This is a genomic window from Pseudidiomarina aestuarii, from assembly GCF_048263735.1.
In the GTDB taxonomy this organism is placed as follows: Bacteria; Pseudomonadota; Gammaproteobacteria; order Enterobacterales; family Alteromonadaceae; genus Pseudidiomarina; species Pseudidiomarina aestuarii_B.
Map to the genome: position 1 here is coordinate 51260 of NZ_JBLXDX010000004.1, position 24337 is coordinate 75596.

32 protein-coding genes are annotated in these 24337 nt (G+C 47.4%); 18 read left to right on the forward strand and 14 right to left on the reverse strand.

Annotated features, from left to right (window positions below; genetic code table 11):
- The first annotated feature begins 143 nt into the window (after positions 1 to 143).
- A complete protein-coding gene (locus ACN0S4_RS09850; protein ID WP_417657508.1) occupies positions 144 to 2147 on the forward strand; it encodes an LTA synthase family protein in 2004 nt (667 codons plus the stop codon).
- Here ACN0S4_RS09850 and ACN0S4_RS09855 read toward each other — a convergent pair.
- The 7 genes from ACN0S4_RS09855 to ACN0S4_RS09885 all read right to left on the reverse strand — a co-directional run bounded on the left by ACN0S4_RS09855 (position 2128) and on the right by ACN0S4_RS09885 (position 5093).
- Positions 2128 to 2538 carry a PH domain-containing protein gene (locus ACN0S4_RS09855; RefSeq protein WP_417657509.1) on the reverse strand — a complete coding sequence of 137 codons (411 nt, stop codon included), beginning with the start codon at positions 2536 to 2538 and terminating at the stop codon, positions 2128 to 2130. The two genes, ACN0S4_RS09850 and ACN0S4_RS09855, sit on opposite strands and share 20 nt — an antisense overlap.
- A 205-nt stretch (positions 2539 to 2743) precedes the next feature.
- Positions 2744 to 2983, reverse strand: a complete 240-nt coding sequence (locus tag ACN0S4_RS09860) for a type II toxin-antitoxin system prevent-host-death family antitoxin (protein ID WP_417657510.1) — start codon at positions 2981 to 2983, stop codon at positions 2744 to 2746.
- A 24-nt stretch (positions 2984 to 3007) separates the two neighbouring features.
- The gene (locus ACN0S4_RS09865; protein ID WP_417657511.1) at positions 3008 to 3637 is read right to left on the reverse strand and encodes a hypothetical protein; all 630 of its coding nucleotides are present in this window, start codon (positions 3635 to 3637) and stop codon (positions 3008 to 3010) included.
- Positions 3638 to 3660: 23 nt separating this feature from the next.
- Positions 3661 to 3837 carry a hypothetical protein gene (locus tag ACN0S4_RS09870; protein WP_417657512.1) on the reverse strand — a complete coding sequence of 59 codons (177 nt, stop codon included), beginning with the start codon at positions 3835 to 3837 and terminating at the stop codon, positions 3661 to 3663.
- Between the two features lie 116 nt (positions 3838 to 3953).
- Positions 3954 to 4151, reverse strand: coding sequence for a hypothetical protein (locus ACN0S4_RS09875; RefSeq protein ID WP_417657513.1), 198 nt, complete (start codon positions 4149 to 4151; stop codon positions 3954 to 3956).
- An 18-nt stretch (positions 4152 to 4169) separates the two neighbouring features.
- Positions 4170 to 4466, reverse strand: coding sequence for an addiction module antidote protein (locus ACN0S4_RS09880; protein WP_417657514.1), 297 nt, complete (start codon positions 4464 to 4466; stop codon positions 4170 to 4172).
- 207 nt (positions 4467 to 4673) lie between these two features.
- On the reverse strand, positions 4674 to 5093 hold the full coding sequence (locus tag ACN0S4_RS09885) for a secondary thiamine-phosphate synthase enzyme YjbQ (RefSeq protein ID WP_417657515.1): 420 nt from the start codon (positions 5091 to 5093) through the stop codon (positions 4674 to 4676).
- Positions 5094 to 5184: 91 nt separating this feature from the next.
- Here ACN0S4_RS09885 and ACN0S4_RS09890 point away from each other — a divergent pair, with 91 nt between their 5' ends.
- The 5 genes from ACN0S4_RS09890 to ACN0S4_RS09910 all read left to right on the forward strand — a co-directional run bounded on the left by ACN0S4_RS09890 (position 5185) and on the right by ACN0S4_RS09910 (position 8863).
- Complete coding sequence (locus ACN0S4_RS09890) at positions 5185 to 5757, forward strand: class I SAM-dependent methyltransferase (RefSeq protein WP_417657516.1); 573 nt, start codon at positions 5185 to 5187, stop codon at positions 5755 to 5757.
- A 32-nt stretch (positions 5758 to 5789) separates the two neighbouring features.
- On the forward strand, positions 5790 to 6929 hold the full coding sequence (locus tag ACN0S4_RS09895; protein WP_417657692.1) for an HNH endonuclease: 1140 nt from the start codon (positions 5790 to 5792) through the stop codon (positions 6927 to 6929).
- Positions 6930 to 6995: 66 nt separating this feature from the next.
- Positions 6996 to 7904, forward strand: a complete 909-nt coding sequence (locus ACN0S4_RS09900; RefSeq protein ID WP_417657517.1) for a metallophosphoesterase — start codon at positions 6996 to 6998, stop codon at positions 7902 to 7904.
- Positions 7905 to 8029: 125 nt separating this feature from the next.
- Positions 8030 to 8635: a hypothetical protein gene (locus tag ACN0S4_RS09905; RefSeq protein ID WP_417657518.1), complete on the forward strand. Its 606-nt coding sequence runs from the start codon at positions 8030 to 8032 to the stop codon at positions 8633 to 8635.
- Positions 8636 to 8656: 21 nt separating this feature from the next.
- A complete protein-coding gene (locus ACN0S4_RS09910) occupies positions 8657 to 8863 on the forward strand; it encodes a helix-turn-helix domain-containing protein (protein WP_169931130.1) in 207 nt (68 codons plus the stop codon).
- Here ACN0S4_RS09910 and ACN0S4_RS09915 read toward each other — a convergent pair.
- Positions 8860 to 9594 (reverse strand): helix-turn-helix domain-containing protein, encoded by a 735-nt coding sequence (locus ACN0S4_RS09915; protein WP_417657519.1) that lies wholly within the window; start codon positions 9592 to 9594, stop codon positions 8860 to 8862. The two genes, ACN0S4_RS09910 and ACN0S4_RS09915, sit on opposite strands and share 4 nt — an antisense overlap.
- Positions 9595 to 9751: 157 nt before the next feature.
- Between ACN0S4_RS09915 and ACN0S4_RS09920 the strand changes: the two genes are divergently transcribed.
- From ACN0S4_RS09920 to ACN0S4_RS09940, 5 genes are all read left to right on the forward strand, one after another.
- Entirely contained in the window at positions 9752 to 10759 is a 1008-nt protein-coding gene (locus ACN0S4_RS09920; RefSeq protein ID WP_417657520.1) for a M23 family metallopeptidase, read from the forward strand.
- A 329-nt stretch (positions 10760 to 11088) separates the two neighbouring features.
- Positions 11089 to 11445, forward strand: a complete 357-nt coding sequence (locus tag ACN0S4_RS09925) for a type II toxin-antitoxin system RelE/ParE family toxin (RefSeq protein WP_417657521.1) — start codon at positions 11089 to 11091, stop codon at positions 11443 to 11445.
- 20 nt (positions 11446 to 11465) lie between these two features.
- On the forward strand, positions 11466 to 11783 hold the full coding sequence (locus tag ACN0S4_RS09930; RefSeq protein ID WP_417657522.1) for a helix-turn-helix domain-containing protein: 318 nt from the start codon (positions 11466 to 11468) through the stop codon (positions 11781 to 11783).
- 14 nt (positions 11784 to 11797) lie between these two features.
- A complete protein-coding gene (gene map / locus ACN0S4_RS09935; RefSeq protein ID WP_417657523.1) occupies positions 11798 to 12613 on the forward strand; it encodes a type I methionyl aminopeptidase in 816 nt (271 codons plus the stop codon).
- Complete coding sequence (locus ACN0S4_RS09940; protein ID WP_417657524.1) at positions 12610 to 12831, forward strand: DUF1653 domain-containing protein; 222 nt, start codon at positions 12610 to 12612, stop codon at positions 12829 to 12831. The genes map and ACN0S4_RS09940 overlap by 4 nt, the downstream gene beginning before the upstream one ends.
- A gap of 6 nt (positions 12832 to 12837) precedes the next feature.
- Here ACN0S4_RS09940 and ACN0S4_RS09945 read toward each other — a convergent pair whose 3' ends face one another.
- The 4 genes from ACN0S4_RS09945 to upp all read right to left on the reverse strand — a co-directional run bounded on the left by ACN0S4_RS09945 (position 12838) and on the right by upp (position 14888).
- Positions 12838 to 13164 carry a HigA family addiction module antitoxin gene (locus ACN0S4_RS09945; protein WP_417657525.1) on the reverse strand — a complete coding sequence of 109 codons (327 nt, stop codon included), beginning with the start codon at positions 13162 to 13164 and terminating at the stop codon, positions 12838 to 12840.
- Between the two features lie 16 nt (positions 13165 to 13180).
- Entirely contained in the window at positions 13181 to 13468 is a 288-nt protein-coding gene (locus ACN0S4_RS09950) for a type II toxin-antitoxin system RelE/ParE family toxin (RefSeq protein ID WP_417657526.1), read from the reverse strand.
- A gap of 73 nt (positions 13469 to 13541) precedes the next feature.
- Positions 13542 to 14234 (reverse strand): aspartate/glutamate racemase family protein, encoded by a 693-nt coding sequence (locus ACN0S4_RS09955; RefSeq protein ID WP_417657527.1) that lies wholly within the window; start codon positions 14232 to 14234, stop codon positions 13542 to 13544.
- Positions 14235 to 14258: 24 nt separating this feature from the next.
- Positions 14259 to 14888, reverse strand: coding sequence for a uracil phosphoribosyltransferase (gene upp / locus ACN0S4_RS09960; protein WP_417657528.1), 630 nt, complete (start codon positions 14886 to 14888; stop codon positions 14259 to 14261).
- A gap of 89 nt (positions 14889 to 14977) precedes the next feature.
- On the opposite strand from upp, the gene murI reads away from it, so the two are divergent.
- Both murI and ACN0S4_RS09970 read left to right on the forward strand, forming a co-directional pair.
- Positions 14978 to 15727: a glutamate racemase gene (gene murI, locus ACN0S4_RS09965; RefSeq protein WP_417657529.1), complete on the forward strand. Its 750-nt coding sequence runs from the start codon at positions 14978 to 14980 to the stop codon at positions 15725 to 15727.
- A gap of 73 nt (positions 15728 to 15800) precedes the next feature.
- Positions 15801 to 17051 (forward strand): prephenate dehydratase, encoded by a 1251-nt coding sequence (locus tag ACN0S4_RS09970; protein ID WP_417657530.1) that lies wholly within the window; start codon positions 15801 to 15803, stop codon positions 17049 to 17051.
- An 11-nt stretch (positions 17052 to 17062) separates the two neighbouring features.
- Here ACN0S4_RS09970 and ACN0S4_RS09975 read toward each other — a convergent pair whose 3' ends face one another.
- Positions 17063 to 17821: an SDR family oxidoreductase gene (locus ACN0S4_RS09975; RefSeq protein ID WP_417657531.1), complete on the reverse strand. Its 759-nt coding sequence runs from the start codon at positions 17819 to 17821 to the stop codon at positions 17063 to 17065.
- Positions 17818 to 18726 carry a LysR family transcriptional regulator gene (locus ACN0S4_RS09980; RefSeq protein WP_417657532.1) on the reverse strand — a complete coding sequence of 303 codons (909 nt, stop codon included), beginning with the start codon at positions 18724 to 18726 and terminating at the stop codon, positions 17818 to 17820. The genes ACN0S4_RS09975 and ACN0S4_RS09980 overlap by 4 nt, the downstream gene beginning before the upstream one ends.
- A 133-nt stretch (positions 18727 to 18859) precedes the next feature.
- Between ACN0S4_RS09980 and ACN0S4_RS09985 the strand changes: the two genes are divergently transcribed.
- From ACN0S4_RS09985 to ACN0S4_RS10005, 5 genes are all read left to right on the forward strand, one after another.
- Positions 18860 to 19300, forward strand: a complete 441-nt coding sequence (locus tag ACN0S4_RS09985) for a DoxX family protein (protein ID WP_417657533.1) — start codon at positions 18860 to 18862, stop codon at positions 19298 to 19300.
- A 2-nt stretch (positions 19301 to 19302) separates the two neighbouring features.
- Positions 19303 to 20091, forward strand: a complete 789-nt coding sequence (locus ACN0S4_RS09990) for a DODA-type extradiol aromatic ring-opening family dioxygenase (RefSeq protein ID WP_417657534.1) — start codon at positions 19303 to 19305, stop codon at positions 20089 to 20091.
- Positions 20092 to 20204: 113 nt separating this feature from the next.
- Positions 20205 to 20840 carry an OmpA family protein gene (locus ACN0S4_RS09995; RefSeq protein WP_417657535.1) on the forward strand — a complete coding sequence of 212 codons (636 nt, stop codon included), beginning with the start codon at positions 20205 to 20207 and terminating at the stop codon, positions 20838 to 20840.
- 149 nt (positions 20841 to 20989) lie between these two features.
- Positions 20990 to 23134, forward strand: a complete 2145-nt coding sequence (locus tag ACN0S4_RS10000) for a TonB-dependent siderophore receptor (RefSeq protein WP_417657536.1) — start codon at positions 20990 to 20992, stop codon at positions 23132 to 23134.
- Between the two features lie 12 nt (positions 23135 to 23146).
- Complete coding sequence (locus ACN0S4_RS10005) at positions 23147 to 24274, forward strand: PepSY-associated TM helix domain-containing protein (protein ID WP_417657537.1); 1128 nt, start codon at positions 23147 to 23149, stop codon at positions 24272 to 24274.
- Positions 24275 to 24337 lie beyond the last annotated feature (63 nt).

Sequence of the window (24337 nt, forward strand, 5' to 3'; positions counted from 1 at the left end):
CACATAGCCATGCTGCTCGCAATCCTTTCTGGCTCAGTTTCATAAACTACCTCTCACAAATAAAAAGCAGTTTATTGGCGCAATATTAAGTTGACCTTAAGGTTCACTTTCTATGCTAGCGGCATCTTAGTTCGAGTGGTTAGATGACGATGCGCCTTATTCAACACCAGAAATTTCTTTATGCAGCATACAAGCCTTATCAAACGTTGCTGATTGGTTATGTATTGGGTCTCGTCATTTTAAGTATGAGCCGTGGGCTCCTATTTATCTGGCATTGGGATCGCGTGTCGGCTGCTGGAAATGTTATTGAATTGCTTGCACTTGGGTTACGAGCCGATGTTATTCAGATGGGCTATTTGACGCTACCCATTTTGCTTATGGCACCCTTACTGACCAACAAATTCGGGCAGGATTTATGGCTCAAAATTCAGGTTAGTTGGCTAGTGGTAGCGCTAAGTTTTCTTATATTCATGGAAGCGGCGACACCTGCATTCATACTTCAATATGACTTGCGCCCTAATCGATTGTTTATTGAATACCTGAGATACCCACAAGAGGTATTCAGCACTCTTTGGGGTGGGTTTAAGTTTTGGGTCATTGCAAGCACGCTGATACTCGCATTGAGTGTGGTGCTCTTAGTTAAAGTTGCCCGATACCTCCATGCGCGGCAAACGAGTAAGACATTCAGTTTTCGGGCTGCCTTAATGTTGTGGCCTTTGCTGGTTGTGTTGGAGATTGTGGGAATTCGTTCAACGCTTGCGCATCGCCCTGCGAATCCGGCTTTTTTCGCAGTTACGTCCGATGCACTGGTGAATGATTTGATCATTAACTCGGCCTATTCAGTCGAGTATGCGCTTTACAATTTGCGTCACGAGGCCGATGCCACCGCTATCTACGGCGATATGCTGCTTGCTGAAATTTTAACGGAAGTGAAGGCTCAACCACATTTAGCTGGAAAGCAGTTTCCAAGTACTAGCTATCCGACGCTTCATTTTAATCAAGCTTCAGTGGTTACCTCTAAGCCTAAGAATATCGTCGTCATATTAGAGGAGAGCTTGGGCGCCACATTTGTTGAGAGTTTAGGTGGTATTCCGGTTACGCCAAATTTGGAGCAACTTAAGCAAGAAGGTTGGTGGTTTACCCGGTTGTATGCAACTGGAACTCGTTCGGTTCGTGGTATTGAGGCGGTTATTTCGAGCTTCATGCCGACACCGGCTCGGAGTACCGTGAAACTATCACTGTCACAGCGAAACTTTTATACAGCGGCAAGTTTGCTCGCTGAACATGGTTACTTTACGGAGTTTCTATATGGTGGGGAGACCCATTTTGACAATATGCAGAGCTTCTTTTCTGGCAATGGCTTCCAGTCTACTCTGGGAATTGAGAGCATTAAAAACCCACAATTTGTTGGTAGTTGGGGAGCCAGCGACGGTGATTTGTTTCAATTGGCACATCAACGTTTTAGTGAACTAGCCGAGACAGACGTACCATTTTTTAGTTTAGTTTTCACATCCTCGAATCATGAACCTTTTGAGTTTCCAGACAATACGATTGAACTCTACAACCAGCCCCAGCAGAGTGTGGAGAATGCAGTGAAATATGCGGACTACGCTCTCGGTAAATTCATTCAGCAAGCCAAACAAAGTAACTACTGGGAAGACACGATTTTCCTCATTGTTGCTGATCATGACACTCGTGTGTATGGCGATGAACTAGTTCCTATCGACAAATTTCATATTCCTGGATTGATTCTTGGACACTCAATAGCACCCAAAATGGTCGACGCGATTACAAGCCAGATTGATTTGTTACCGACGGTCATATCACTTGCGGGAGTGTCATCATTCACGCCAAGCTTAGGCCAAGATTTATCGAGCGATGAGGCTCCACCAGCAAATCGCGCAATGATGCAATTTGGTAATAATTACGCGTGGTTAACCGATTCGAGTTCGGCCATTCTCACGCCCAATGGCGCCATAACGGGACACTATGATTTCGCTGTAAAAAGGTTCGTTAGCGATTCACATGCGCAAGAGTCGGTCGTAAAGCAGGCGAAAGCGCATGCTTTACTGCCATCTTGGCTCTATCGAAACAAAGCCTATAACACCTGCCAATCAAATGAAGGAACTACCCTATCGGGTTGCTAATACTCTCAATGCAGCGTTTCACGTGCAGTGGGTCATCAATTTTAATAAATTTCACATCACTGGTACCGCGACCAGTCACGCGCACCGTACCGTAACCAAAAATACGGCCGATAATGCCTTGGTCAATTTCGACGGTTTCAATCGATTTCAACTTCATTTCATCACTTTTGCGACTGATAATGCCGAACTTATTGATCACGCGCTTGTTGGTCACGCCTTGCTCAATGTTCTTCAGGCGAAAGTATTCGTACAGCGCAATCAGCAGCGTCACGCCAAAGGTCACCAACGCCAACAAAATCCACAAATACATGGGCACGTAGGCAAACCAGTGTAGTTTAAAAATGTGCTCCACTTTCTCATCCGTGGAGAGTGACTCTTCAATGTACGTCATTGTTGTCCCTTCAAAATACCAAACCGAGGCATCAACTCTACCGCCAAAGCAGTACTTGAACAACTGCTGAGCCAAGGTCTGGTCGATAAACTATGTAAGCATATTTATAGCTCTTAAAGGGCCTAATTAGCTCAATTAATCAACTTATAGAACTTTTAAGTATTATTATTTGTTACCGGGATAACTCTGCTCATAAGCAAGGGGTTTACCAATCTAGTTTATTCGAACATTGCTCAATTGGTGTACGCATGCCTTCTTTGAGCGTTTGATTTAATTCCACCAAAGATTCGATGAGTAGAGTTTGTTGAATCGCGTACCAATCATCTTCGGCAATGAGAACACCATTGTTTGTCTTGCCAACAATAAACATGGGTAAGTGGCTCATTGTTGCGTCGTCAATTAATTGATCAAGATCGTCTTGCTCTGCAACGGATGTGATAATCATAAAATTATCCTCACATGAGAATGTTCAGTTGTTCTCGCTGGCGCTTGCTGGGGTCGAGCTCATATACATTTCGCGGTTGCCGTAAAGCACGTCTTCAAGGAAAGTTTGTGCATCGGTATAGGTGCGGGCGCCAAAGTTGCCATGACTGCCTTCTGCGTTCCAGTTTCCAAGCACTGCTAGTCTCGGATGATCGTCGTGCGGAAGCGTCTTTTCCAATGTGATGTATTGGAACGTATCTACAGCACCTTCAACATTTGGATTCTTGAGGATAAGGACAGCGTAACAATGGGTGAACGATTTGGGTTCAGGAAAGTTTATGAGTACTGCTTCTTCGTTCTCGATGGATTGAATCTCAATTGAATTGGCGTAGTCTTCACCCAAAATTTCAGTGGCAACCTCGCGAAAATATGAGTCATCGCCAGCTCTTAGTTCGTCGTAGAATTGACCATCAGAATGATGCGTCCATTCTGGCAGAATTCGATGCTGAAATTGATAAATGTATTTTTCGGATTCGTCAGCATCCTCTGCTATTAAACCTGCAACTAACGCTTCGGCTTCACTCTTTGTGAGTTCCTCATCATTAGCTTGTTGCGGTGAGCTAGCACACCCCGCTAGAAGCAGGGTTGCCAGTATCATTGGTAGAAGCGATTTCATGGTACGTCCTTGTAGTGTGGCTTTTATTCTTTACTCGAGCTGTTGCGACTTTTCTCAATGACTCCGTAGGTTAAACCTGCTGCCATACCCAAAATCATGAACGTCGGGAATTTGTCGAAGACAAAGGAAAACAGTGCACCGATAATGAGTCCGACAAATAGATATTTCCAAATGGGGTTTTCTGATTTTTGCTCCGCCATGCGTTCTAATCTCACTCTTCTAAAACTAATTGCAAGAACTTTAACACAATCGGTTTTTGTTTATTTCGGGAAAGATAAAAGCCAGTCCGACCTTATCTAAAGGACGTTTAAAGAGATTATCCCTTCGGCGTGCGGCTATTTGCCGAAGCGTCAAAAGCAACACCGAGAGCCAAACCTATCGCAATACCAATCGCAAGATTGTCGAACACAATCCCGAAAGTTACACCCAGAGCGACGCCTATAGCGATACCGCTGCCAGCTGTGTGATTTGATTTTTTGGCTTCAGTTTCTTTATCCGAGTTCTTTTCGTTCATGCTGGTTCCTCCAGGCTGCTATCGGCTGTCTGCTTCTAGTGTCAGATTCAAACCCAGGGCTTTTGCAACCTTTGCAACGGTTGCGAAAGTTGGATTTCCGTTTTCTGAGAATGCTTTATACAAGCCTTCGCGACTGATACCCGTGTCGCGTGATAATTGACTCATATTTTTAGCCCGCGCAATCACCCCTAAAGCATGAATGATAAATGAAGGATCTCCATCCGATTCTTCAATACATGCTTCGAGGTATGCATGTATCGCTTCGTGGCTATCAAGATATTTTTCGGGTTCCCAGCGGCTAAGTTTTACTCTCATTGCTCTGCCCTAAAATGATTATTCTTTGATTAGTTTTGCCAACTATAGTTAACACCCGGAAAGGTGTCAACCATGGTTAACACATCCTATTTGGTCATAAACATATGAGCTTAAGAAGTGGGGTACAACAAGGCAAATCTATTGTTGTCTTGGAACTTAGCTCATAAAAGTGAAAGGACTACGCTAGTAGCTTTCGCAACTGAATAGTTAGAAGGTCACAGTGAGCACCAGCGTGCGCGCGTTGCCATGGTCGCGATGCTCGCACAAGTAAATGCCCTGCCAGGTTCCCATATTCAAACGACCATCGGTCAGTGGAACAGTGACCGAGCTACCCAGCAAACTAGATTTAAGATGTGCCGGCATGTCGTCTGGTCCTTCGCAGGTGTGACGATAGTACGGAGCGTTTTCCGGAACCATAGTATTGAAGTAACTTTCGAAGTCGGTGCGCACGGTTGGGTCAGCATTCTCATTGATGGTCAGCGATGCTGAGGTGTGCTTAATAAACACATGCAGTAACCCGGCCTTCACTTCGTGTAAGTTAGGTAGCGCCCGTTCAATATCATCGGTAATGATGTGAAATCCGCGTGGATAGGGACGGAGTCTGAGTTCAGTTTGTAAAATGGGCATGACAGTTCTCGCTAACGTGGCTAAGCTGAAGCTACCAATTATTAGCGCTTGCATCAATCTTCGCACAGGCAAGTGCGCAATATGAGTTCACATGGATAGTATTCATTTCTACGCAGACAATGCCGCCAAGCTTGCGGAACAATACGACAGTTTAAGCTTCGAGCAGGTGCACGGGGATTGGCTGCGTTGGTTGCCCAAGCACGGCAGTGCACTCGATATTGGTGCGGGATCTGGGCGTGATGCCTTAGCATTGGCTCAAATGGGTCTGAAAGTGACGGCTATTGAGCCAGTGCAAGAGCTACGGAGCATAGGTCAATCTAAGTCAGCAGACGTTAGTTGGCTTGATGACACGCTGCCAGACCTCAAACAAGTGACTACCACGTTCGATCTGATTTTGGTGAGCGCAGTGTGGATGCACCTTACGCCAGAACAGCAACGCCAATCCCTTAAGAGAATTGCTCAATTACTGAATCCTAATGGGATCTGCGTTGTGACCCTCCGTCATGGCGGCTTTGATGACGGCCGTCAGAGTTATCCGCAGCATGAAAATGAAATGTTTGAATGGGCTCAGGACAATGGACTAGAACTGTTGCAGTCGGCCTTTAACCATGACCAGCTAGCGCGTCAGCAAGTGCGCTGGCAAACATTGGTGTTTCGGAAATAGATAAAGAACAGAAAAGGAATCAAACTTTGAAAGTGCTAGAAGAATATATAGAGCAATTCAAGGATGTTCGTCCCAATCGTTCAAAGGGTAATACCAGCCCTCATAAAATTTGTATGTTGTTTGCGGTAATGGATTTGGTCGCTGATGGTGTTATTCAGTGGAACGTTTTCTATTTCAACGATACGTTGAAGAATCGCTTCGCTTGGCACTTTGAACGGCTTCGAAAATCCGGTGATAGCTTAAATGCGGTCAATCCATTCTTCTATTTGCGATCCTCTCAATTTTGGCATCATCATCTTCGAAAAGGGAGAGAAGATGAATATGAGAAGATAAAAACACCGTCTGAATCCTCTATTCACGCCACTATCGAGCACGTTTCTGTTGATGCAGAGCTGTTTGAGTTTATGAAAGACCCTATCGCGGCAGTTCAGTTGAGAGCCGCTTTAGCACTGAATTTAGACTCTCATGAAGAAGGCTTCCAACTGTGGGCGAGAGCTATAGGTAAGTCAGAGAAAACAGTTAAAAACTATACTGGCGCTCTTAAAAATAGCATCTCAAATTGGCTGTCCAATAGTGGTGTCACGAAACAGAACATCCTAACTATTCAAGATTACTTCGAGCTTTCCCGCATCATTAACCGAGCGAATGGTGTTGAAGCATTTGTTGAGCACAATAAGCGCGGTGGCCAGATGTATATGGCGGCATTAAAGCTGTATCAGGCCTATTTGGATCAGCTAACTGATGCGCAATCTCAACATGATGTTGCTCTAATCGAACAGGACGATACGATTCCTGAGACGACTAAAGCAACGCTTGTTCAAGCTCGTCGGGGTCAAGGCAAGTTTCGAGAGCGACTTATTGCGCAGTGGAAAGGATGCTGTGTCACGGGGTATTCAAATTTATCTCTACTTATGGCCTCGCATATCAAACCCTGGGCAAAGTCGAGTCATCAGGAAAGGCTGGATCCATACAACGGTTTACTTCTCACACCAAATCTCGATAAAGCGTTTGATCTCCATTTCATTACGTTCAACGATAAAGGCAGGATTCTAATATCAGACGAACTAGGTGAATACTCGTCACTAGGAATTCACACCGATATGACTGTGCGACTTGTACAGAGCCATCTCCCTTTCATGTCACATCATCGTGATGCGTTTTACGAGAGATGAAAATAGCCGACACAATCTGTCGCATAATTAGGTTACTTTGCTTAAATGTCTAAAAGAGGAGTGCCTATGTACGACATTATTGGTGATGTGCACGGTCATGCAGAGCGCCTCGAGTCACTGTTAGAAAAGCTGGGTTATCAAAATGCCGATGGTGTTTGGCGACATCCGCAGCGCAAGTTGATTTCGGTTGGTGACTTGGTCGATCGCGGGCCATATCAACGCCGCAGCGTCGACATTATACGTGCGATGCATGAAGCCGGCGAAGCGTTCGTTATTATGGGGAATCACGAATTTAATGCGGTGGCGTGGGCGACTATGGATGCTGATGGTCAACCACTGCGGCCGCACACCAAGAAGAATCGCGCCCAGCATCAAGCTTTTCTCCAAGAGGCTGAGCAAGCTCCAGAATGGTATGCCAGCTCCATTGAGTGGTTTCGCCGTTTACCACTTTACCTAGACCTACCTGATTTGCGGGTTGTGCATGCCTGCTGGCATGAACAGTCGTTAGCCGTTCTCAATCGCTATTTGGACTCTCGCGGCGCTCTATTAGAAAGTGCTTGGAAATCCGCAACTACTCCGAGCCATGAGCTGTTCGACGCTATTGAAACACTATGCAAAGGGTGGGAAACATCCCTTCCAGATGGGACATACTTCCATGATAAAGATGGCCACGAACGCCGAGCAATCCGAACCCAATGGTGGCGTACTGATAGTCAGCGGTATCGCGATTTAGCGATCAGTGTCGGTGACCCGTCATCACTCCCAAATGCGAATATCGATTCCAGTGCATTACCTGGTTACGACAATCAGAAGCCGCTGTTTGTCGGTCATTATTGGATGCGCGGAGAACCTCGCTTACAGTCGTCTCACATTGCTTGCGTTGACTGGACGGTCACAGGCCAACACGGCAAGTTAGTTGCTTACCGCTTTCATGGCGAAACCGAACTCGACGCCAACCATTTCGTCTGGGTATAACTAACTCAGCTGTCATTATTTTACGATAAACATAAAATATTCGTTGCATATCATTGAAACTAGATCTATCTTGTGGGTATTCGCATGGTGCAATGAGCACTGGCGCTACTTACCGGAGTCAGACAATGAAATCGAATTTCTATCAGTGGGCGGGTATGGCAGCATTGGCGTTGGCTATCTTGTTCCCAATTTATTGGCTGGGTGTGTTCGGCCTCGCTATCGACAATTATGAAAACGGCTTTCTCGAAAATATCACCACGCTTGACGCTTGGGATGTGTTGTTTGTGATTATTGGTGCACTTGAAGTGTTTGTGTACTTGGCGCTACGACAATCTTTCAAGGACCAAATTGAGGGTGGTTTAGCGGCGGTGGCACTGCTAGTCATGGCAGCATTAGTCGCGCTATTTCATCTGACGGTAGTAGTAGATATCTCATTGTCTCTGGGGCTACTAGCCAGCTACAGTGACGGCTTGATTGAATTCGTATTGATTGCCAGCCTCGTGATTCTGTTCTTGTATGCGGCAGTAGCCTTCGTTTTCGCAATCGCATTATTGCTTCGCTTCGCTGAGCTCAGCATGCTAATGAAAGTGTTTGCGTGCGGCGTGTTGATCATGGCTGTCTTCCAATTCACGGTAATTCTAGGCATCGCCAATATCTTCTTGTTCCCAGTGTTAATGCTGCTTCTCGCAGTTCATTTTTGGCGTGGCGAACAAACAGTTGAGGTGGTTTAACGTGCGCGGAGGTATCGCGGAATGAGTATTCAAATCAATCTCGACGTTGAGCTAGCCAAGAATAAGATGTCGTTAACCGAGTTATCGGAGCGGGTGGGAGTATCCATGACCAACTTGTCGTTACTCAAAACCGGCAAGGTCAAAGCCATCCGCTTCAGTACACTGGAAGCCATTTGCCGCGCGCTGAACTGTCAGCCGGGTGACCTGATGGCCTACTTGCCCGATTAGCGGTTGGGGAGCAGCGCGAGCGCGAGTTCGTAAGCGTACCCGGTATCGGTTTCGTTTTGATAAAGCTCGGAGAATTCGGCGTATTTGTCGACCAGTGCGATAATATCTTCGCACAGTTGTTGATGTGCTTTCGGTGGTAAATGAAGCGGTTTGAGCAGCAACAATTCGCGGGCATCACGCTCGGGTTGTAGTAAGTGTGCACTTGCACGTTGAACGTGCTCAGCAATGCTGCGACGCAGAACCAAACTATCTGGAGCGAAACCAAGGGGTGGCTCGACCAAGAAGCGAATGTGATTAGCTACACCGAGTTCTATTAGTTCGACATCTTCTAACAAACGCAATTTCTGATACAAAGTGACTTGGTTTAGTCCCAGCTTTTCAGCTGCTTGCGGCGCAGTCATGCGTAAGAAGAACAGTTGCACGAATAGTTCGTAGAGCACAGAGTCGTCGGCGAATGCCTGATCTTGTCGTGGGGTAAAGTAGTGGTGTTGACCATGTCCTTGCTGCGCTGCTTGCAGTAGGTCGGTGACATCAATGCGGCAATAATCAGCCAACAGCAGTAGTCGTTGTAAGCTGATGTCGTCCTGATTTAGCATGCGTTTGACGGTGTTCTCTGACACATCCATAAGCGCTGCGATATCTTGGTACGTCACTCCGTTGTCTTTGAGCTTCGCTTTAATGAGCTCTAAACAACGATCAATGACCAGCGGATGAAAGGAAGCTCCTGACATAACACCTCAAAAGTATCAAATAATGATAATCATAGTATCAATATTTGATGCTCACAAATCAACTGACGCCAAACCATTGCTCCAAATCTCCAACCTACCTACAGTCTCTATATCTGTTCACTATTCACCGTTCACTTTCCAGCAACAGGGCGCAACCATGACCACTGAGACCCAACCAAAAAAGCAGCACTGGGCTCATCGTTTCAGCAACTGGTACTCACCAATGATTGCCGCCTTGCTCATCATGTTTGTGATCGACTATAGCGTGCGTGGGTTGTTTGATTACAAGCTGGCGCGAATTTGGACGATGGTGATCTACCTTGGACTGTACTTTGTGATCGCGGGTTGGCTGAATACTATTCGAGTCCCGAAAGCAGAGCGGCAGCCGCATCCTGCGGAGAGCTGGCCAACTTCTGGTCCAATACGGCACGTCTCACGTTACGTCATGCTACTCACGTTTTATCCAACGCTATTGTTGTCATCGCTCAATCCTTGGCAATTGATTCAACAGTTCAAGCAACTCGGTGGGCAGGCTCGCATCGCGAAACGCATGAAAGGACGTGAAGAGGAAATTGCTAAGTATCAAACCAAGGTGAGTTATCGACTGCCGTTCGAGGGTGAATGGCTCGTATTTAATGGCGGCTTAACGCAAGCTACCTCTCACTCTTGGGATGTACTGACACAAAGGTACGCTTATGACTTTGTGCAGGCTGACGCGGAATACCGTCGGCATAATCACAGCGGTGCACGACTCAATCATTACTTCTGCTACAACCAGCCGATTCTTGCTGCGGCTGATGGCGAAGTCGTTGCCATAGTCGACAATATTGGACCAGCTCCGTTCGTAGGTTTTGGCGTCATTGACTTCTTGTGTCGTCACTTTGCCGGGAATCATGTGATCATTAAACACGCTGAAGGTGAGTACGGCTTTTACGCACACCTCGTCAAAGGAACAATACCAGTCAAAGTTGGTGATCACGTACAGCAAGGTCAGCGCATCGGCAACTGCGGCCACACTGGCCATTCAACCGAGCCACATCTCCATTTCCATCTACAAGACGGGCCTGATTTATTTTCAGCTATGGGGCTCCCCATTCGCTTCGAGCACGTCGGCGAAATCACTCGCGGCCAGCGCGTTAAAGTGACCGTTTGTAGCGAGTCTTAACGCTCTATAAATCCTCATTTGATCAGGTTGCAATCTGATTTTGTAGTTGGTCGATTGTCGTATGTCGCTAGCTCAACAGACTTACAACCGCTATCTAGACTAAATTCGAATTACAGAAAAAATATACAAAACAAAGAATTAAGAATAATTCTTTGAGCCAGCCTTACAGACTAAATATACCTTACCGATTTATCCGCCCTTCCATTTTCGAGCTTGAATACTAAGCACGAACAATACTGGCATGTTTACCTTAGATATCTTGCGTCACGCAATATACGCTTGACGGTATATATTTTATTGATTATATTTTTATTAAGCAGAGTTCAAATATGACATGGAAGGTTATTGTTTCAGATACCTACGCGAGATGGTTTCTGGCACTCAGTGAATCAGAGCAAGTTGATGTTCAAGCAATGGTCGAGGTTCTTGAAGTTGTTGGACCGCATTTGAAGCGACCATATACCGATACAATTAAGGGAACTCGGCGTTTCAAGAATCTGAAAGAGTTAATTATTCAGACTTCAGGTAATCCCTATCGAGTCTTCTATGCATTCGACCCGAAGCGGCAAGCAGTTTTGTTGTGTGGCGGAAGAAAAGATGGATCTAGAGGCAAACTATTCTATAAAGAAATGGTTCGAATAGCAGAAGAAGAACTTGCTGCGTATTTGAAAAGCGCAGGCTATTGAGGCGCAACTGGAGTTGTAGGATGACTAAGACGTTAAATGATTTACGTAAACAAATGAAGCTGGAAGTTCAGGCGGCTGCAAGTGAAAAGGCAGCTATTTTACTTGCTGAAATGTCATTATCAGAAGCTCGAAAAATGCGTGGGAAAAGCCAAGTTGAGCTCGCCCATGTGCTCGGTATAGCTCAGCCAAATGTTTCGCAGATTGAAAAGCGCCCTGATACGATGATCAGTACTTTATCTTCTTACATCGAGGCACTTGGCGGGACGCTGGAATTGCGCGCGAAATTTCCAGATGGGAACGATGTTGAAATCGTGCAATTTAAGCGTGCTAGTCGTTAACTACAGAGAGATTCATGAAACCAGAAATCATGATTAAGGATGCCGCGGCGCAAGAGAAAATGCGTCATGCTGGTAAGTTGCTCGCGCAAGTATTCAAGATGCTGGATGCAAAGATCCAGCCGGGCATCACAACGATGGAAATCAACGATTTGGTTGAGGCCTATATTGTGAATGACCTGCAAGCGCGTCCAGCGAGCAAAGGTCAGTATGGTTATCAGTACGTGCTGAATTCGTCGGTGAATGAGGTGGTCTGTCATGGGGTTCCGAAGGCCAATCAGCCGCTGAAAAGCAGCGATATTGTGAATATTGATATCACGCTGGAGAAAGACGGCTACATTGCCGATTCAAGCAAGATGTATGTGTTGCCAGACGCAATGCCGCTGGCGCGGAAGCTCGTCAAAGTGACCACGCAAGCCATGTGGAAAGGCATCGAACAGGTACGTCCGGGCGCTCACCTAGGTGACATTGGCAGTGCCATTCAAACGTATGTGGAGTCGCATGGTTACAGCGTTGTACGCGAATATTGTGGGCACGGTATCGGGCAAGAAATGCATGAAGCGCCTGAGGTTACTCATTACGGTTTGCCGAATACGGGCGTGCAATTGCGCGAGGGCATGACCTTTACTATCGAGCCGATGATCAACCAGGGCTCTGCTAAGATAAGAACGAAGAAAGACGGTTGGACGGTGATCACCCGTGACAAAAAGCTCTCTGCCCAAACTGAGCACACTATTTTAGTAACGGCCGATGGCTGTGAAGTCCTGACATTGCGCGAGGAAGAGGAGGTCGCTGGCCTGCCCCGCAAGTTACAGAGTATGCAAGCAGAATGAAACCCAGCATCAAACTCGGAAAATACGAGCACTACAAAGGCAATCACTACGAGGTTATTGATGTGGTGCGGCACTCTGAAACTGAAGAATGGTTAGTGCTATACCGTCTTCTTTATGGTGACCGAGGACTGTGGGTGCGCCCGTTCGACATGTTTGTCGAACAGGTCACCGTAGACGGAAAATCAATACCGCGCTTCCGCTACTTACCCAAGTATTAGTCTAAATTATGATGAAGTTTGATGCTGCCCACGTTGAGGAAGTAATTTCGTAACGTTTTTAGCTTCATTTTTATATGCGTTATGCTTAATATCCCAGAGCTCAACAGCATGTTGAATGTTTAACCAGAATTCAGGGCTGTTACCAAGCGCTGCCGCAAGCTTGATAGCCATCGGTGCAGTAAGGCTTCCTTTGTCATGAACTATTCTGCTTAATGAGTTACGATGCACACCCATTGCTTGAGCGAGTTCACAAATTTCAATATTCATGGGTCGTAAAAATTCTGACACTAGCATTTCACCGACACTCACAGGTCGTCGTTTTGTTGTTCTCACAATCTGTCCTTAGCGCTCAATATCTATGGGGATCTAGATAGGTCTGCATTGCTGTTTTGTCTTGCCATTGAAAAATAAGTCGATATTGTCGATTGACTCGAATAGAACACCAGCCATGTAGTTTACCTGCAAGATGCTCGAATCTATTACCTGGCGGAATTATCAAGTCAGATTCTTGAGTTGCTGCGTCTAAAATTTGTAGCTTCCGGTACAACGTACTTTCAATTTGCTTTGGAATTCTCTTATTGCCTTCGCTTGCTTCATAAAATAACTCAAGCCACATATCTCTAAACTTGATTGCCATAAAGCTTTCCAACCATCCATAGTTTATGCACAACCACATTGTGCGTCAAGCTCTCGCAATGAACAGCCTAAAGCTAGTTTGCGAGTACTGCCGCGACTATAGCATCCACGTGAATGGTGGTGGTGTCGTAGAGTGGAACTGTCGTATCAGAGCCGTTAATGAGCATGCCAATTTCGGTGCAGCCAAGAATGACGCCTTGAGCACCTACGCGGGCAAGTTCATCGATGATAGCGAGGTAGGTTGTTTTGGATTCTGGATGACATTGGCCATGGCAAAGTTCGTCAAAGATAATCCGATGAATTTGCTGGCGCTCTGGGAGTTCAGGCACGAGAACACGAATACCCTGTTGCTCTAAGCGCTGCCGATAAAAATCTTGTTCCATCGTAAACTGAGTGCCGAGCAGACCAACCAAATTAACACCATCGCGCTTCAAACGTTCCGCCACCACATCAACAATATGTAGCAATGGAATACGAACCGCGGCAGCAACTTCATCGGCTACTTTGTGCATGGTGTTGGTACAAATAACAATGAAATCAGCGCCTGCTCGTTCCAGCGCGCGCGCAGCATCCGCCAGAATCACGGCAGTCGCTGCCCAATCACCGCTATGTTGTAAGCGTTCAATTTCCGCAAAGTCCACACTGTAAAGCACTAGCTTAGCTGAGGCATGGCCGCCAAGTGCGGCTTGGATTTGCTGATTCAGCAGCCGATAGTAAACCTGAGTTGATTCCCAACTCATGCCACCAATCAAACCAATCGTTTTCATGCTGATACCTGTTCAGTTCATACGTTAGCGGGTGCCAAAAATCTTGTCGCCTGCATCGCCGAGGCCGGGCATGATGTAGCCGTGCTCATTGAGGTGTGAGTCAACTGCTGCGGTGAAAATGCGGACATCTGGATGCTCCGCATTGACCGCTCGAACGCCTTCTGGTGCAGCGACTAAAACCAGCACGCGAATATCGGTGCAGCCTTTGTTTTTCAACATGGTTAGGGTGGCATTCATGGTGCCGCCTGTCGCCAACATTGGGTCAATTACCAGCGCGGTACGCTGGTCGATATCCGACACTAATTTTTCGAAATAGGGAACGGGCTGCAGTGTTTCTTCATTGCGATACAAGCCGACCACGCTGACTTTAGCCCCAGGAATCATACCAAGCACGCCATCCAACATGCCAAGACCAGCACGCAGAATAGGTACCACCGTCACTTTCTTCCCTTTTAGCTTTTCAACTTCAATTGGGGTGTCATTCCAGCCCTGAATGGTGTGCGTTTCTAACGCAAAATCGCTGGTTGCTTCATAAGTTAAAAGATTCCCCAACTCGTTGGCGAGCTCGCGAAAACTCTTGGTTGAAATCCCTGCCTCACGCATGAGGCCGAGTTTGTGTTTTACCAGCGGATGTTGGATGAGTTCTACGTTCATGGGTATCTCTGTGGTTTGCTCTGGGCTGTCGGACGTTATTTATCATATACTAGCCGAGACAAAAGTCATGTTATGGAGCGACGTTAGCAATGAAAGTGGGTGTGTTTGATAGTGGTGTCGGTGGTCTAACAGTGGCTCGATCATTGCAGCAAAGCGGCTGCTTCAGTGAGCTTCTGTACTACGGTGACACCGCGCGCGTGCCATATGGCAACAAAGACAGTAACACGGTTACGCGGTATGCATTGGAAGCGGTCGAGTTTTTCAATGGCGCTGACGTCGATGCCCTCGTGGTTGCGTGTAACACCGTGAGTGTGACTGCCTTAGAAGCCATGCAGAAGTTCGCCAACAAGCCGGTTTATGGCGTACTTGAACCCGGCGTGATGGCGCTGCAACAGCTTGCAGCCGAGCCGTCTTCAGCTCGTGTTCTGGTTATTGCCACACGCTCAACCATCAAGTCGAATGCCTATCAGCAGCGCATTGCTGACCTTGGGTTCCAACATGTTACCGCTATGGCCACGCCCCTGTTTGTGCCTATGGTAGAAGAAGAAATCTACGCAGGGCCAATTCTAGAGGAAGCCTTCAAACATTATTTCAATGGACTAGAGACGCCCGATGTTGTGTTACTCGGCTGTACGCATTTCCCGCTCTTAGCAGACAGCATTTCAACCTATTTTGGTGGTGCCAAAACCATTCATTCCGGTGAGGCTATGGTGGCATGGCTGAAGCAGCACCTTGATCTAGAAGCACGTTTCGAAACTACGCCGATAAAAATTCTCGCCACCGAGAACGTCGAGGCAGTCAAACGCACATCCCTGCGCTGGGGGCTAGCACTCGATTGAAGTCGGTCTAGAAATTAAGGTGCCGAATACATAAGATGTAACTCAGATTTTCATCAACAATAGGGCGCCATTGATGGCCACAGTAAAAATTGGATACCAAGGAGTGCCGGGTAGTTATAGCGAAGAAGCCGCTATAAATCTGATGACAGAATCCGGCATTGAGGACTACCAACTTATTTCATTGGTGTCGTCTGCTCGTGTAGCGCAGGCATTGAAATCGAAAACGGTCGATCTTGGCGTAGTAGCCACCCAAAATACTGTAGGTGGTCAAGTTCAAGAAACTAATGAAGCTTTTTACTCTGACGAGTGGACATTAAAGAACCGACATATCCTTCCTATTCGACATTGTTTGTTTGTAAAAGATAGCTCGATTACACCTGCTCAAGTCACCCACGTCGCTTCGCATATTCAAGCGCTCACGCAATGTCGGCAGACAATGCAGGAAGTGTTGGGCGATTATGAGGAACGTGAATACGAAGATACGGCTGGTTCTGCACGGGCACTGAAAGAAGGTGAGTTCCCCGACTCTACGGCTGTGCTGTGTTCACGTCGAGCCGGTGAATTGAATGAACTCCATTTGCTGCAAGCTAATGTTCAAGATCACAGTCAAAACAGTACTCAGTTTGTACTTGTCGAATATGCCGGAACAGACTCTAAAAAATCACTCTGGGATCGAGTGATTGGCTCACTTGTCTACAGCGAACAGAATTTCAAACAGCTCGTCAAATTAGTTATTGCAGCAACGTTGTTGTTGGCCTTCCCAGTACAAAAGCTAAATAACGCAGTGTTGGGTGAGATGTTTCAAATCGAGCTCTACGAAGCGTTGGTCTTTTCCGCGGGTTTAAGTGTTGTTTTGCTGGGATTGCTCGAAAGTTACCGCAAAGCGCAGGGGATTCAGCGCTTTGTTGGATATTGGATTTACATGGATCGCGTCCGTCCAGATGTCAAAGATGATAATCAAAATTATGCAATTCCGCGTGTGGTTCGGATTGATAAATGTGGGAACAAATTAAGAATTCGGGGCTGGCTGTGTTCGTCACCGCCAGAACGCTATTTTGAAGCTAAGGAAGTGCTGTTCACCAATCCGTTCTCGAACAAAGGAACTTTGGTTTATAAATACTCTAACTTTCTTAATGCGTCAGACTGGAACTTCAATGGTATTGTGGAATTAGAATGGAGCCAGACGGAGCAAGATGGCCAGATTAAGAACTTATTTGGACGCTATTATGGCTTTCTGACCAATACCACGGGCTCTATCAACTTCAAACGTCTATCCAAAGAGCAATTTCTCGAAATCAGCCACCTCGATGAACACATGATGTAAGACATGTCGTGTTAGCTGGTGATGCGGCGATTGACCCAACGGTTGACCCAGTGCGGGGAAAGTTTTGCGCCGAGTGCCGCGAGTTTGGTTTGCATACCAATATGCCAATGCATTTTATTGCCTTTGTAGTGCGCCATTCGCCATATGGCGAGGGCGATATCGGCAGGTTCTAAGCGAATGCCGAGCTTACGCATTGCAGGGGTTTCAGGACCCTCAACCATGGCGGTTTTGACGAATAATGGGGCTGCATCCATCACTTGGATGCCGTGTGGTTCCCACTCGAGGCTCAAGGCTTCGGTCATGCCTTTGACAAAAAACTTACTAGCCGAATAGCTTGCTAGTTGAGGTTGACCGAATATCGCGCTGGCAGAGCACATGGTAATAACGCGAGCTTCCCGGCCACGGCACAAATACTCGAAAGACGCATGGCACCCATGCATCACGCCGTTACAATTCACATCAATTAGCCGTGCATGGTCCATGGCTGCGGAGGCGGTGAAATCGCCAGATACTAGAATACCGGCGTTATTGAACAAGACATCCAGAGTGCCGTCGCTACAGAATTGCTCGAGAGCGTCCTGCCAAGACTCAGCGGAGCGAACATCTAACTGCCCAGTTACGATATTATCGGGATAGGCAACAGCCATGCCACCCAAAGCTTGTTCATTAATATCAAAGGCGCCGACTCGCCAGCCACGTGCCGCAAAATAGAGAGCCGTAGCGCGACCTATGCCGGCAGCGGCGCCAGAAATAAATATCGTTCGAGTCATGTTGAAGTTCCTGTAAACGCATGATCCCAGGGTGGGATGTCGCCATAATAATCGGCACTAAAATCGAGAAATGCACGGACTTTGCTGGCGAGCAACGTGCGATGTGCATATACGGCATACAGTGCCAATGGTTCAGGTAGGTAGTCACTCAGCACTGCTACCAGAGTTCCAGCAGCCAATGCGTCGCTGACAATAAACGTAGGTTGAATTACCAGACCAGAACCAGCAATTGCTGCACGAGTTAAAACATCACCATTATTTGAGATAAGTGTGTGTCGATGCTGTAACCAAGCCTTTAACAATGGACTCGTGTCGTCTTCCATAAGATTGTAATGCAGCAATTTATGTTGTTTGAGATCTTCTAGGGACTTTGGCGTGCCGTGTTTGGCTAGATAATCCGGAGCCGCGCATATCGCTAATCGCACCGGCGCCAAGCGTTTCGCAATCAATGAAGAGCTTCTGAGTTGGCCGATGCGCAGTGCTAAGTCAAAGCCCTCATCAACGATGTCGACTTTGCGGTCATTCAACTGCACATCAAAGGTTACCGCAGGATACTGTTCTTGAAACGCGCTAAGCAGCGGCGCTAAGTGAGCTATGGCAAAGGACACCGGCGCACTAATTCTTAGTTGCCCAGTAGCGTACGATTGCAAATCACCCAGATCATTCTCGAGGTCATCAATATCTTGTAGAACCTGTCGTGCGCTGAGTTCGTAACGTCTTCCAGCTTCAGTCAGGTTCACACGGCGAGTGGTGCGGTTGAGGAGGCGTACGCCGAGATGTGCTTCTAACTGGCTCACATACTTGCTCACCAGCTGTGGCGACATACCCAAGCGCTCTGCAGCGTTGGTGAAGCTTCCCTCCCGCGCTACGGTAATAAACGTTCGCATAGCATCGAGCCGATCCACAAATCCTCCAATTAACAACATAGTGTTGCTAATATTAAAATACAGACCATATTAATCATAAGTAATGTTGATAGTAAAGTATTGCTCATGCTTGCGGTAACAGCCTTTCATCAATGATTAAGAGGATTTAGTTATGAAGAACAATTTTATTCAAAAAGTATTGAGTACCAACGCAGGTTGGGCGGCATTTGTATTACGCGTTCCAGTTGGTCTCATTTTAGCTGCGCATGGTGCGCAGAAACTATTCGGTTGGTTCGGTGGATATGGGTTAGAGGGAACCGGTCAGTGGATGGCGAGTATTGGTTTGGAGCCCGGTTACATTATGGCACTGCTAGCAGGTTCCGCTGAGTTCTTTGGTGGGTTAGCGCTAGCGATTGGATTGTTAACACGTCCGGCGGCAATCGTTTCTGCTTTCACGATGTTAGTGGCAATCTTTACGGTGCACTTTGAAAACGGCTTATTTATGGCGAATAACGGCTACGAATTTGCGCTCGTTCTTTTGGTCACCAGTGTCGCTCTGGCAATACAAGGCGCAGGGAATTGGTCGGTCGATAAAGCATTAAGCGAGAAGTAATCATGAACGTAGCGTTTATTTCACACGGCGGTGGTCCTTTACCTTTACTAGGTGATGCGCGTCATCGTGAAATGCTTGAGGTGCTGGCGGACATGCGCCGCCAGCTTCCCAAACCCGAAGCTATTATCGTGATCAGTGCCCATTGGGAGGCTCAACAGCCGACCATCACGTCGGCGCAGTCTCCAAGCCTACTTTACGACTATAGTGGCTTTCCGCCGGAATCCTATTCCATTCAATATCCAAGCCCAGGTGCGCCAGAGTTGGCAGTGGAAATTCAGGATGCACTTGCGGATTTTCAGCCACAACTCGATGCTGAGCGCGGTTTGGACCACGGCGTATTTGTACCGCTAAAGCTGATTTACCCGGAGGCGGATATTCCAGTTGTTCAAGTGTCGCTGATGCGGTCATTAGACGCGGAACAGCATTTGCAACTCGGAGAGGCGTTAGCGCAACTGCGAGATCGCAATATTCTGGTGTTAGGCTCAGGTTTTTCCTTTCACAATATGCGAGAGTTTTTCAATACCGACTCAGCAGAAAGTGATGCCAAAAATGTGGCGTTTGAGAACTGGTTGGTCGAAACCTTGACATCATCAGAGCTCAGTCACGAGCAACGTAAGAAGCGACTGATTAACTGGGAACAGGCACCTGCTGCACGCTTTTGTCATCCGCGTGAAGAGCATTTGATACCACTTCACGTGTGTTATGGACTCACTCAACGAGCTCCCGATCAGTTTTATCGACCGACCGTGCTCAACAAACGCTGTGGTATGTTTTTATGGCTTGCCGACTAATCGAGCAAAACGAGTAAATCTGGAGTAAAGACTGATTGCGTGAACCGTTGCTGTGCTAGTTTTATCTTTACTTTGTCAAGTTCTATGGATTGAACGCAAGTAAGGAGTTTCACATGAACAAACTGATTATAGCGACTGTTACCGCATCGCTTGCCCTCACTGGGTGTGCGAATAGTGGTTGGAGCAATACCCAGAAAGGCGCCACTATTGGAGCCGTTGCTGGAGCATTGATTGGTAAAGGCACAGGTGACCATGACAAAAGCCGTTATGTGTGGGGTGCTGCTGTAGGCGCGCTCGCCGGTGCAGCTGTAGGTAACTACATGGACCAACAGGAAGAGGAATTCCGCCAAGAGCTCGCTGGTAGTGGCGTTCAGGTCATCCGTGACGGCGACAACATTCGTCTGCAATTACCAAGCAATATCACTTTTGATACTAACAGTTCAGTGATCTCGCAAAGCTTCGCGCCGGTGCTAACGGACGTTGGTAAAGTGCTACAGCGCTATGAAAAAACAACCTTGGTGATTGAAGGCCACACCGACAGCACCGGGTCAGCTGAATACAACCAGCGCTTGTCAGAAAATCGCGCACTTGCGGTGCGTAATCAACTGAATGGTAATGGCGTCGACAGCCGTCGTCTAACAACCTTAGGCTTTGGTGAGTCGCAGCCTGTTGCCAGCAATGAAACTGAAGCAGGTCGTACCCAGAACCGTCGTGTTGAATTACGTATTGTGCCGAACACCCAAAGCTAAACAGATATTCTAATTGATAAAAAGCGCTAGTTGCCTTGAGCTGCTAGCGCTTTTTTTGTGGCAGACAGAAAGCGAAATATCAGTATTGCGAATCGTTCGCATTTGCATTATCATTTGCGCCATCGTTGTCACCATTAAAGGAATTATCTGTGAAAGCTGTATCTCGTGTTGCACTCGCCATCTCTGCAGTTCTTGCTGTCCAAGCGCATGCTGATCCCCAAACTTACGAGGCCATGGAACGTCTGCAAATTTTAGGTCATAAGCAAAGTGGCTATTTGGCAGAGGACCAACAGTCGGCAAGCAAGTTGAACCTGAGTATCAAAGAGACTCCGCAAACAGTTACCGTCATTACGGCTGAAAAACTAAAAGACTTCGCGTTAACCGATCTGAATTCAGCTCTTGAGAACTCGGCCACCGTGAATGTCGAGCAAGTCGAGTCCGATCGTACCTACTACACATCACGCGGCTTTGAGCTGAATAATTTCCAAGTGGATGGTTTGGGTTTGCCACTAATTAATAGCAATTCTCACGGGCGTTTCGATACAGCAATGTATGAACGAATTGAAATCGTTCATGGTGCTAACGGCGTCATGACTGGTGTCGGCAGTCCATCGGCAACCGTCAACTTAGTGCGCAAGAAGCCTACCTCTGAGTTCCGTGGTTCGGTCAGTGGTAGTTTGAGCTCATGGAGTGGTAAGCGTCTTGAAGGTGATTTTTCAGGTGCGTTCAATGACTCATTCCGTGGCCGTATTGTAGTGGTCGGTGACGACCGCGAATCGTATCTCGACCGCTATGCTAATCAAACGCAAATGGTCTATTTGGTCGCTGATTATGCGCCTACGAACAATACTTTGATTACCTTCGGCCACAGCGAACATAACAGCGAAACCGACGGCAACCTGTGGGGTGCGTTAACCCTCTATTATGGTGACGGCACGCCGACTAATTTTGATGTGTCGACCAATATTGCAGCGGACTGGTCGCAGTGGGATGTCCGCGAAAGTCGCAGCTTTATTGACGTTGAGACTGCGCTCTCGGATATGTGGACTCTGCGTTTAGCATACAACCGAGTACGCACCGACGAAGATAGTTTCTTGTTCTATACCTATTTGGCTGATCCAGCCATCGGTTTGGATCCTGATACTGGTTTAGGCCTGATTGGTTACGGTAGCGAATATGACTTAGACGACGAACAAGATACTTTCGATGCATACGTCAGCGGCTCGTTCTCTGCATGGGGACAAGAGCATGAAGTCGTCGTCGGTGCTAATTATTCGCGTCTCGATTATGTCGATGTATCGCTTTATGATTTCCATACCGGCAACGGCTTCCCAGTCATGCCCGCGCTGGAGGACTGGACTGGTAATACACCATTCCCAGAATTCACGGATGGCCAAGATGGCAGCGCTATTGAGAACACCCAGAAAGCATTTTACGCGCAAACGCGACTCGCAATTACCGATAACTTTAAGGTACTCCTGGGTGGTCGTTGGAACGACTTTGAACGCAACGGAATTGGCTACGGCGTCGATCAGTCGAGTGCAGCGGATGAGTTTATTCCCTATTTCGGCGCAACTTATGCGTTGACGCCAGCAACCACAGTTTATGCGTCCTACACCGAGACGTTCCAAGCTCAGAACCTGCGTGACCGCGACTTCCGTCACCTACCACCACTGACGGGTGAGAGCTCAGAAGTTGGGTTTAAAACTGAATTGTTCGAAGGTGCGGCACTATTATCGGCAGCTTACTTCAATGTTGAGCAGGTGAATCTGGGCGTTAGCGATGGCACCGTCACCAACCCGAATACGGGCGCGCCGGAGCAGGTTTACCGTGCGGCAGATGGCATCACCAGCAAAGGCTTTGAAGTCGAACTTACCGGTCAAATCATGCAAGGCTTGCAGGGCACCATTTCTGCATCGGCATTCGATATTGATGGTGATCAATTGGTCAAAGATTATACGCCGGAGAATTTATTCCGTACGTCTTTGACCTATCAGCCAGCGGCAATCGCAAACCTGAAGTTTGGCGCAACCTACTTGTGGCAAGACACCATTTCACGCTTCCAAGGTGTGGTGGGTGATACCTATGCCAATGCTGGCGCAGATATCGTGACCACGCAAGAGGCCTATGGCCGCTTAAACCTCATGGCGAACTATCAGTTTAGTGAAGCGCTCAGCCTAACCTTGAACGTGCAGAACGCAACGGATGAAAAATACATCAATAGTTTGCTCTGGGCACAAGGCTATTACGGTGCGCCGCGCAATTACTCCGCGACACTCACCTACTTGTTCTAAGAGTTATTGACCATGCGCAAAAGCTTGCATAAATGGCATGGCTGGCTGGGGATCATTTTCATGGTCCCCTTTCTGCTTATATGCCTAACCGGAAGTATTCTGGTTTTTAAGAAAGAAATTGACGGCTGGTTGCTGCCGGATGTCGCTGCTTTAGCACCAAGCGACGAACCACGTTTGCCCCTGAATACACTGAAGCTCAGAGTGAATCAGCAGTTACCTGATTATGAAATTGGAAGCTGGGAAATCTTTCCAGCGGGTCATGATGAAGCGGACCGCGTATTTGTGATTAAAGAGGGCACGGATGCCTGGCACAAAGTTCATTTAAACCCGTATACAGGTGAACTGCGGAGTCTGCCAACAGAGCCCGGTCACTACTTAACCGACTGGCTATTGGAGCTGCATTACACGCTGCTACTGAATGACTTAGAGACCTTGGACTTTAGTTTTGCGACGGAACACTTTGGTCTGTTAATTACACTGGTGTTAGGGCTATTTTTGCTCTTTATGGGGATCTCTGGGCTGATCATGTATCGGCGGTTCTGGGCGCGCTTTTTCACCTTGCGCTGGGACCACCGATTGTTGGTCGTGTTCAGTGACTTGCACAAAATGGCGGGTACCTTTGCTTCGCCCGTGTTGCTGGTGCTGGGTATCACCGGGGTGTATTACAACGGGTTAATTTTTTACGAAGAATGGACTGAACATGGCGGTGGGCAAGAGCATCACATCATGACTGAACGTCTCTATTCCGACTCGGTCAATATTGATGAGCTGGTAGCCGACAGTCAGACTCGAATTGAGGGTTTCAAACCAACTTACGTGCTGTTTCCATTTGAGCCAGAGTTACCGTTTACAGTGTTTGGACGCGCCCCCACAGCAAACCCGCTGCTGAGCAATTATGGCAGTGTCTCCAACTACGATGCATGGTCTGGCGACTTTTTGAGTACCTACAACTTGAATGAGCAAGGTGCAGGTATGAAAACGCTGGATGCATTTCGGCGTTTGCACTTTGGCAGTTGGGGCGGATTAGGTGTGAAAGCTCTGTATAGTTTTGTCGGTTTACTGCCGTTGCTGCTATCGATTACCGGGGGGTATATTTGGTGGCAACGTCGCAATAAACGGCAGCGTCGACGCACTGACTAAAGCACTTCGAACTGGTGAAAATCCCTGCTACTATGAGGTTCACTTGAGCTGATTGAGCAGGGA

Bases quoted from the DNA above. Each gene is read 5' to 3' on its own strand.
- ACN0S4_RS09850 (WP_417657508.1), top strand. From the start codon at position 144: ATGACGATGCGCCTTATTCAACACCAGAAATTTCTTTATGCAGCATAC.
- ACN0S4_RS09855 (WP_417657509.1), bottom strand. From the start codon at position 2,538: ATGACGTACATTGAAGAGTCACTCTCCACGGATGAGAAAGTGGAGCAC.
- ACN0S4_RS09860 (WP_417657510.1), bottom strand. From the start codon at position 2,983: ATGATTATCACATCCGTTGCAGAGCAAGACGATCTTGATCAATTAATT.
- ACN0S4_RS09865 (WP_417657511.1), bottom strand. From the start codon at position 3,637: ATGAAATCGCTTCTACCAATGATACTGGCAACCCTGCTTCTAGCGGGG.
- ACN0S4_RS09870 (WP_417657512.1), bottom strand. From the start codon at position 3,837: ATGGCGGAGCAAAAATCAGAAAACCCCATTTGGAAATATCTATTTGTC.
- ACN0S4_RS09875 (WP_417657513.1), bottom strand. From the start codon at position 4,151: ATGAACGAAAAGAACTCGGATAAAGAAACTGAAGCCAAAAAATCAAAT.
- ACN0S4_RS09880 (WP_417657514.1), bottom strand. From the start codon at position 4,466: ATGAGAGTAAAACTTAGCCGCTGGGAACCCGAAAAATATCTTGATAGC.
- ACN0S4_RS09885 (WP_417657515.1), bottom strand. From the start codon at position 5,093: ATGCCCATTTTACAAACTGAACTCAGACTCCGTCCCTATCCACGCGGA.
- ACN0S4_RS09890 (WP_417657516.1), top strand. From the start codon at position 5,185: ATGGATAGTATTCATTTCTACGCAGACAATGCCGCCAAGCTTGCGGAA.
- ACN0S4_RS09900 (WP_417657517.1), top strand. From the start codon at position 6,996: ATGTACGACATTATTGGTGATGTGCACGGTCATGCAGAGCGCCTCGAG.
- ACN0S4_RS09905 (WP_417657518.1), top strand. From the start codon at position 8,030: ATGAAATCGAATTTCTATCAGTGGGCGGGTATGGCAGCATTGGCGTTG.
- ACN0S4_RS09910 (WP_169931130.1), top strand. From the start codon at position 8,657: ATGAGTATTCAAATCAATCTCGACGTTGAGCTAGCCAAGAATAAGATG.
- ACN0S4_RS09915 (WP_417657519.1), bottom strand. From the start codon at position 9,594: ATGTCAGGAGCTTCCTTTCATCCGCTGGTCATTGATCGTTGTTTAGAG.
- ACN0S4_RS09920 (WP_417657520.1), top strand. From the start codon at position 9,752: ATGACCACTGAGACCCAACCAAAAAAGCAGCACTGGGCTCATCGTTTC.
- ACN0S4_RS09925 (WP_417657521.1), top strand. From the start codon at position 11,089: ATGACATGGAAGGTTATTGTTTCAGATACCTACGCGAGATGGTTTCTG.
- ACN0S4_RS09930 (WP_417657522.1), top strand. From the start codon at position 11,466: ATGACTAAGACGTTAAATGATTTACGTAAACAAATGAAGCTGGAAGTT.
- map (WP_417657523.1), top strand. From the start codon at position 11,798: ATGAAACCAGAAATCATGATTAAGGATGCCGCGGCGCAAGAGAAAATG.
- ACN0S4_RS09940 (WP_417657524.1), top strand. From the start codon at position 12,610: ATGAAACCCAGCATCAAACTCGGAAAATACGAGCACTACAAAGGCAAT.
- ACN0S4_RS09950 (WP_417657526.1), bottom strand. From the start codon at position 13,468: ATGGCAATCAAGTTTAGAGATATGTGGCTTGAGTTATTTTATGAAGCA.
- ACN0S4_RS09955 (WP_417657527.1), bottom strand. From the start codon at position 14,234: ATGAAAACGATTGGTTTGATTGGTGGCATGAGTTGGGAATCAACTCAG.
- upp (WP_417657528.1), bottom strand. From the start codon at position 14,888: ATGAACGTAGAACTCATCCAACATCCGCTGGTAAAACACAAACTCGGC.
- murI (WP_417657529.1), top strand. From the start codon at position 14,978: ATGAAAGTGGGTGTGTTTGATAGTGGTGTCGGTGGTCTAACAGTGGCT.
- ACN0S4_RS09970 (WP_417657530.1), top strand. From the start codon at position 15,801: ATGGCCACAGTAAAAATTGGATACCAAGGAGTGCCGGGTAGTTATAGC.
- ACN0S4_RS09975 (WP_417657531.1), bottom strand. From the start codon at position 17,821: ATGACTCGAACGATATTTATTTCTGGCGCCGCTGCCGGCATAGGTCGC.
- ACN0S4_RS09985 (WP_417657533.1), top strand. From the start codon at position 18,860: ATGAAGAACAATTTTATTCAAAAAGTATTGAGTACCAACGCAGGTTGG.
- ACN0S4_RS09990 (WP_417657534.1), top strand. From the start codon at position 19,303: ATGAACGTAGCGTTTATTTCACACGGCGGTGGTCCTTTACCTTTACTA.
- ACN0S4_RS09995 (WP_417657535.1), top strand. From the start codon at position 20,205: ATGAACAAACTGATTATAGCGACTGTTACCGCATCGCTTGCCCTCACT.
- ACN0S4_RS10005 (WP_417657537.1), top strand. From the start codon at position 23,147: ATGCGCAAAAGCTTGCATAAATGGCATGGCTGGCTGGGGATCATTTTC.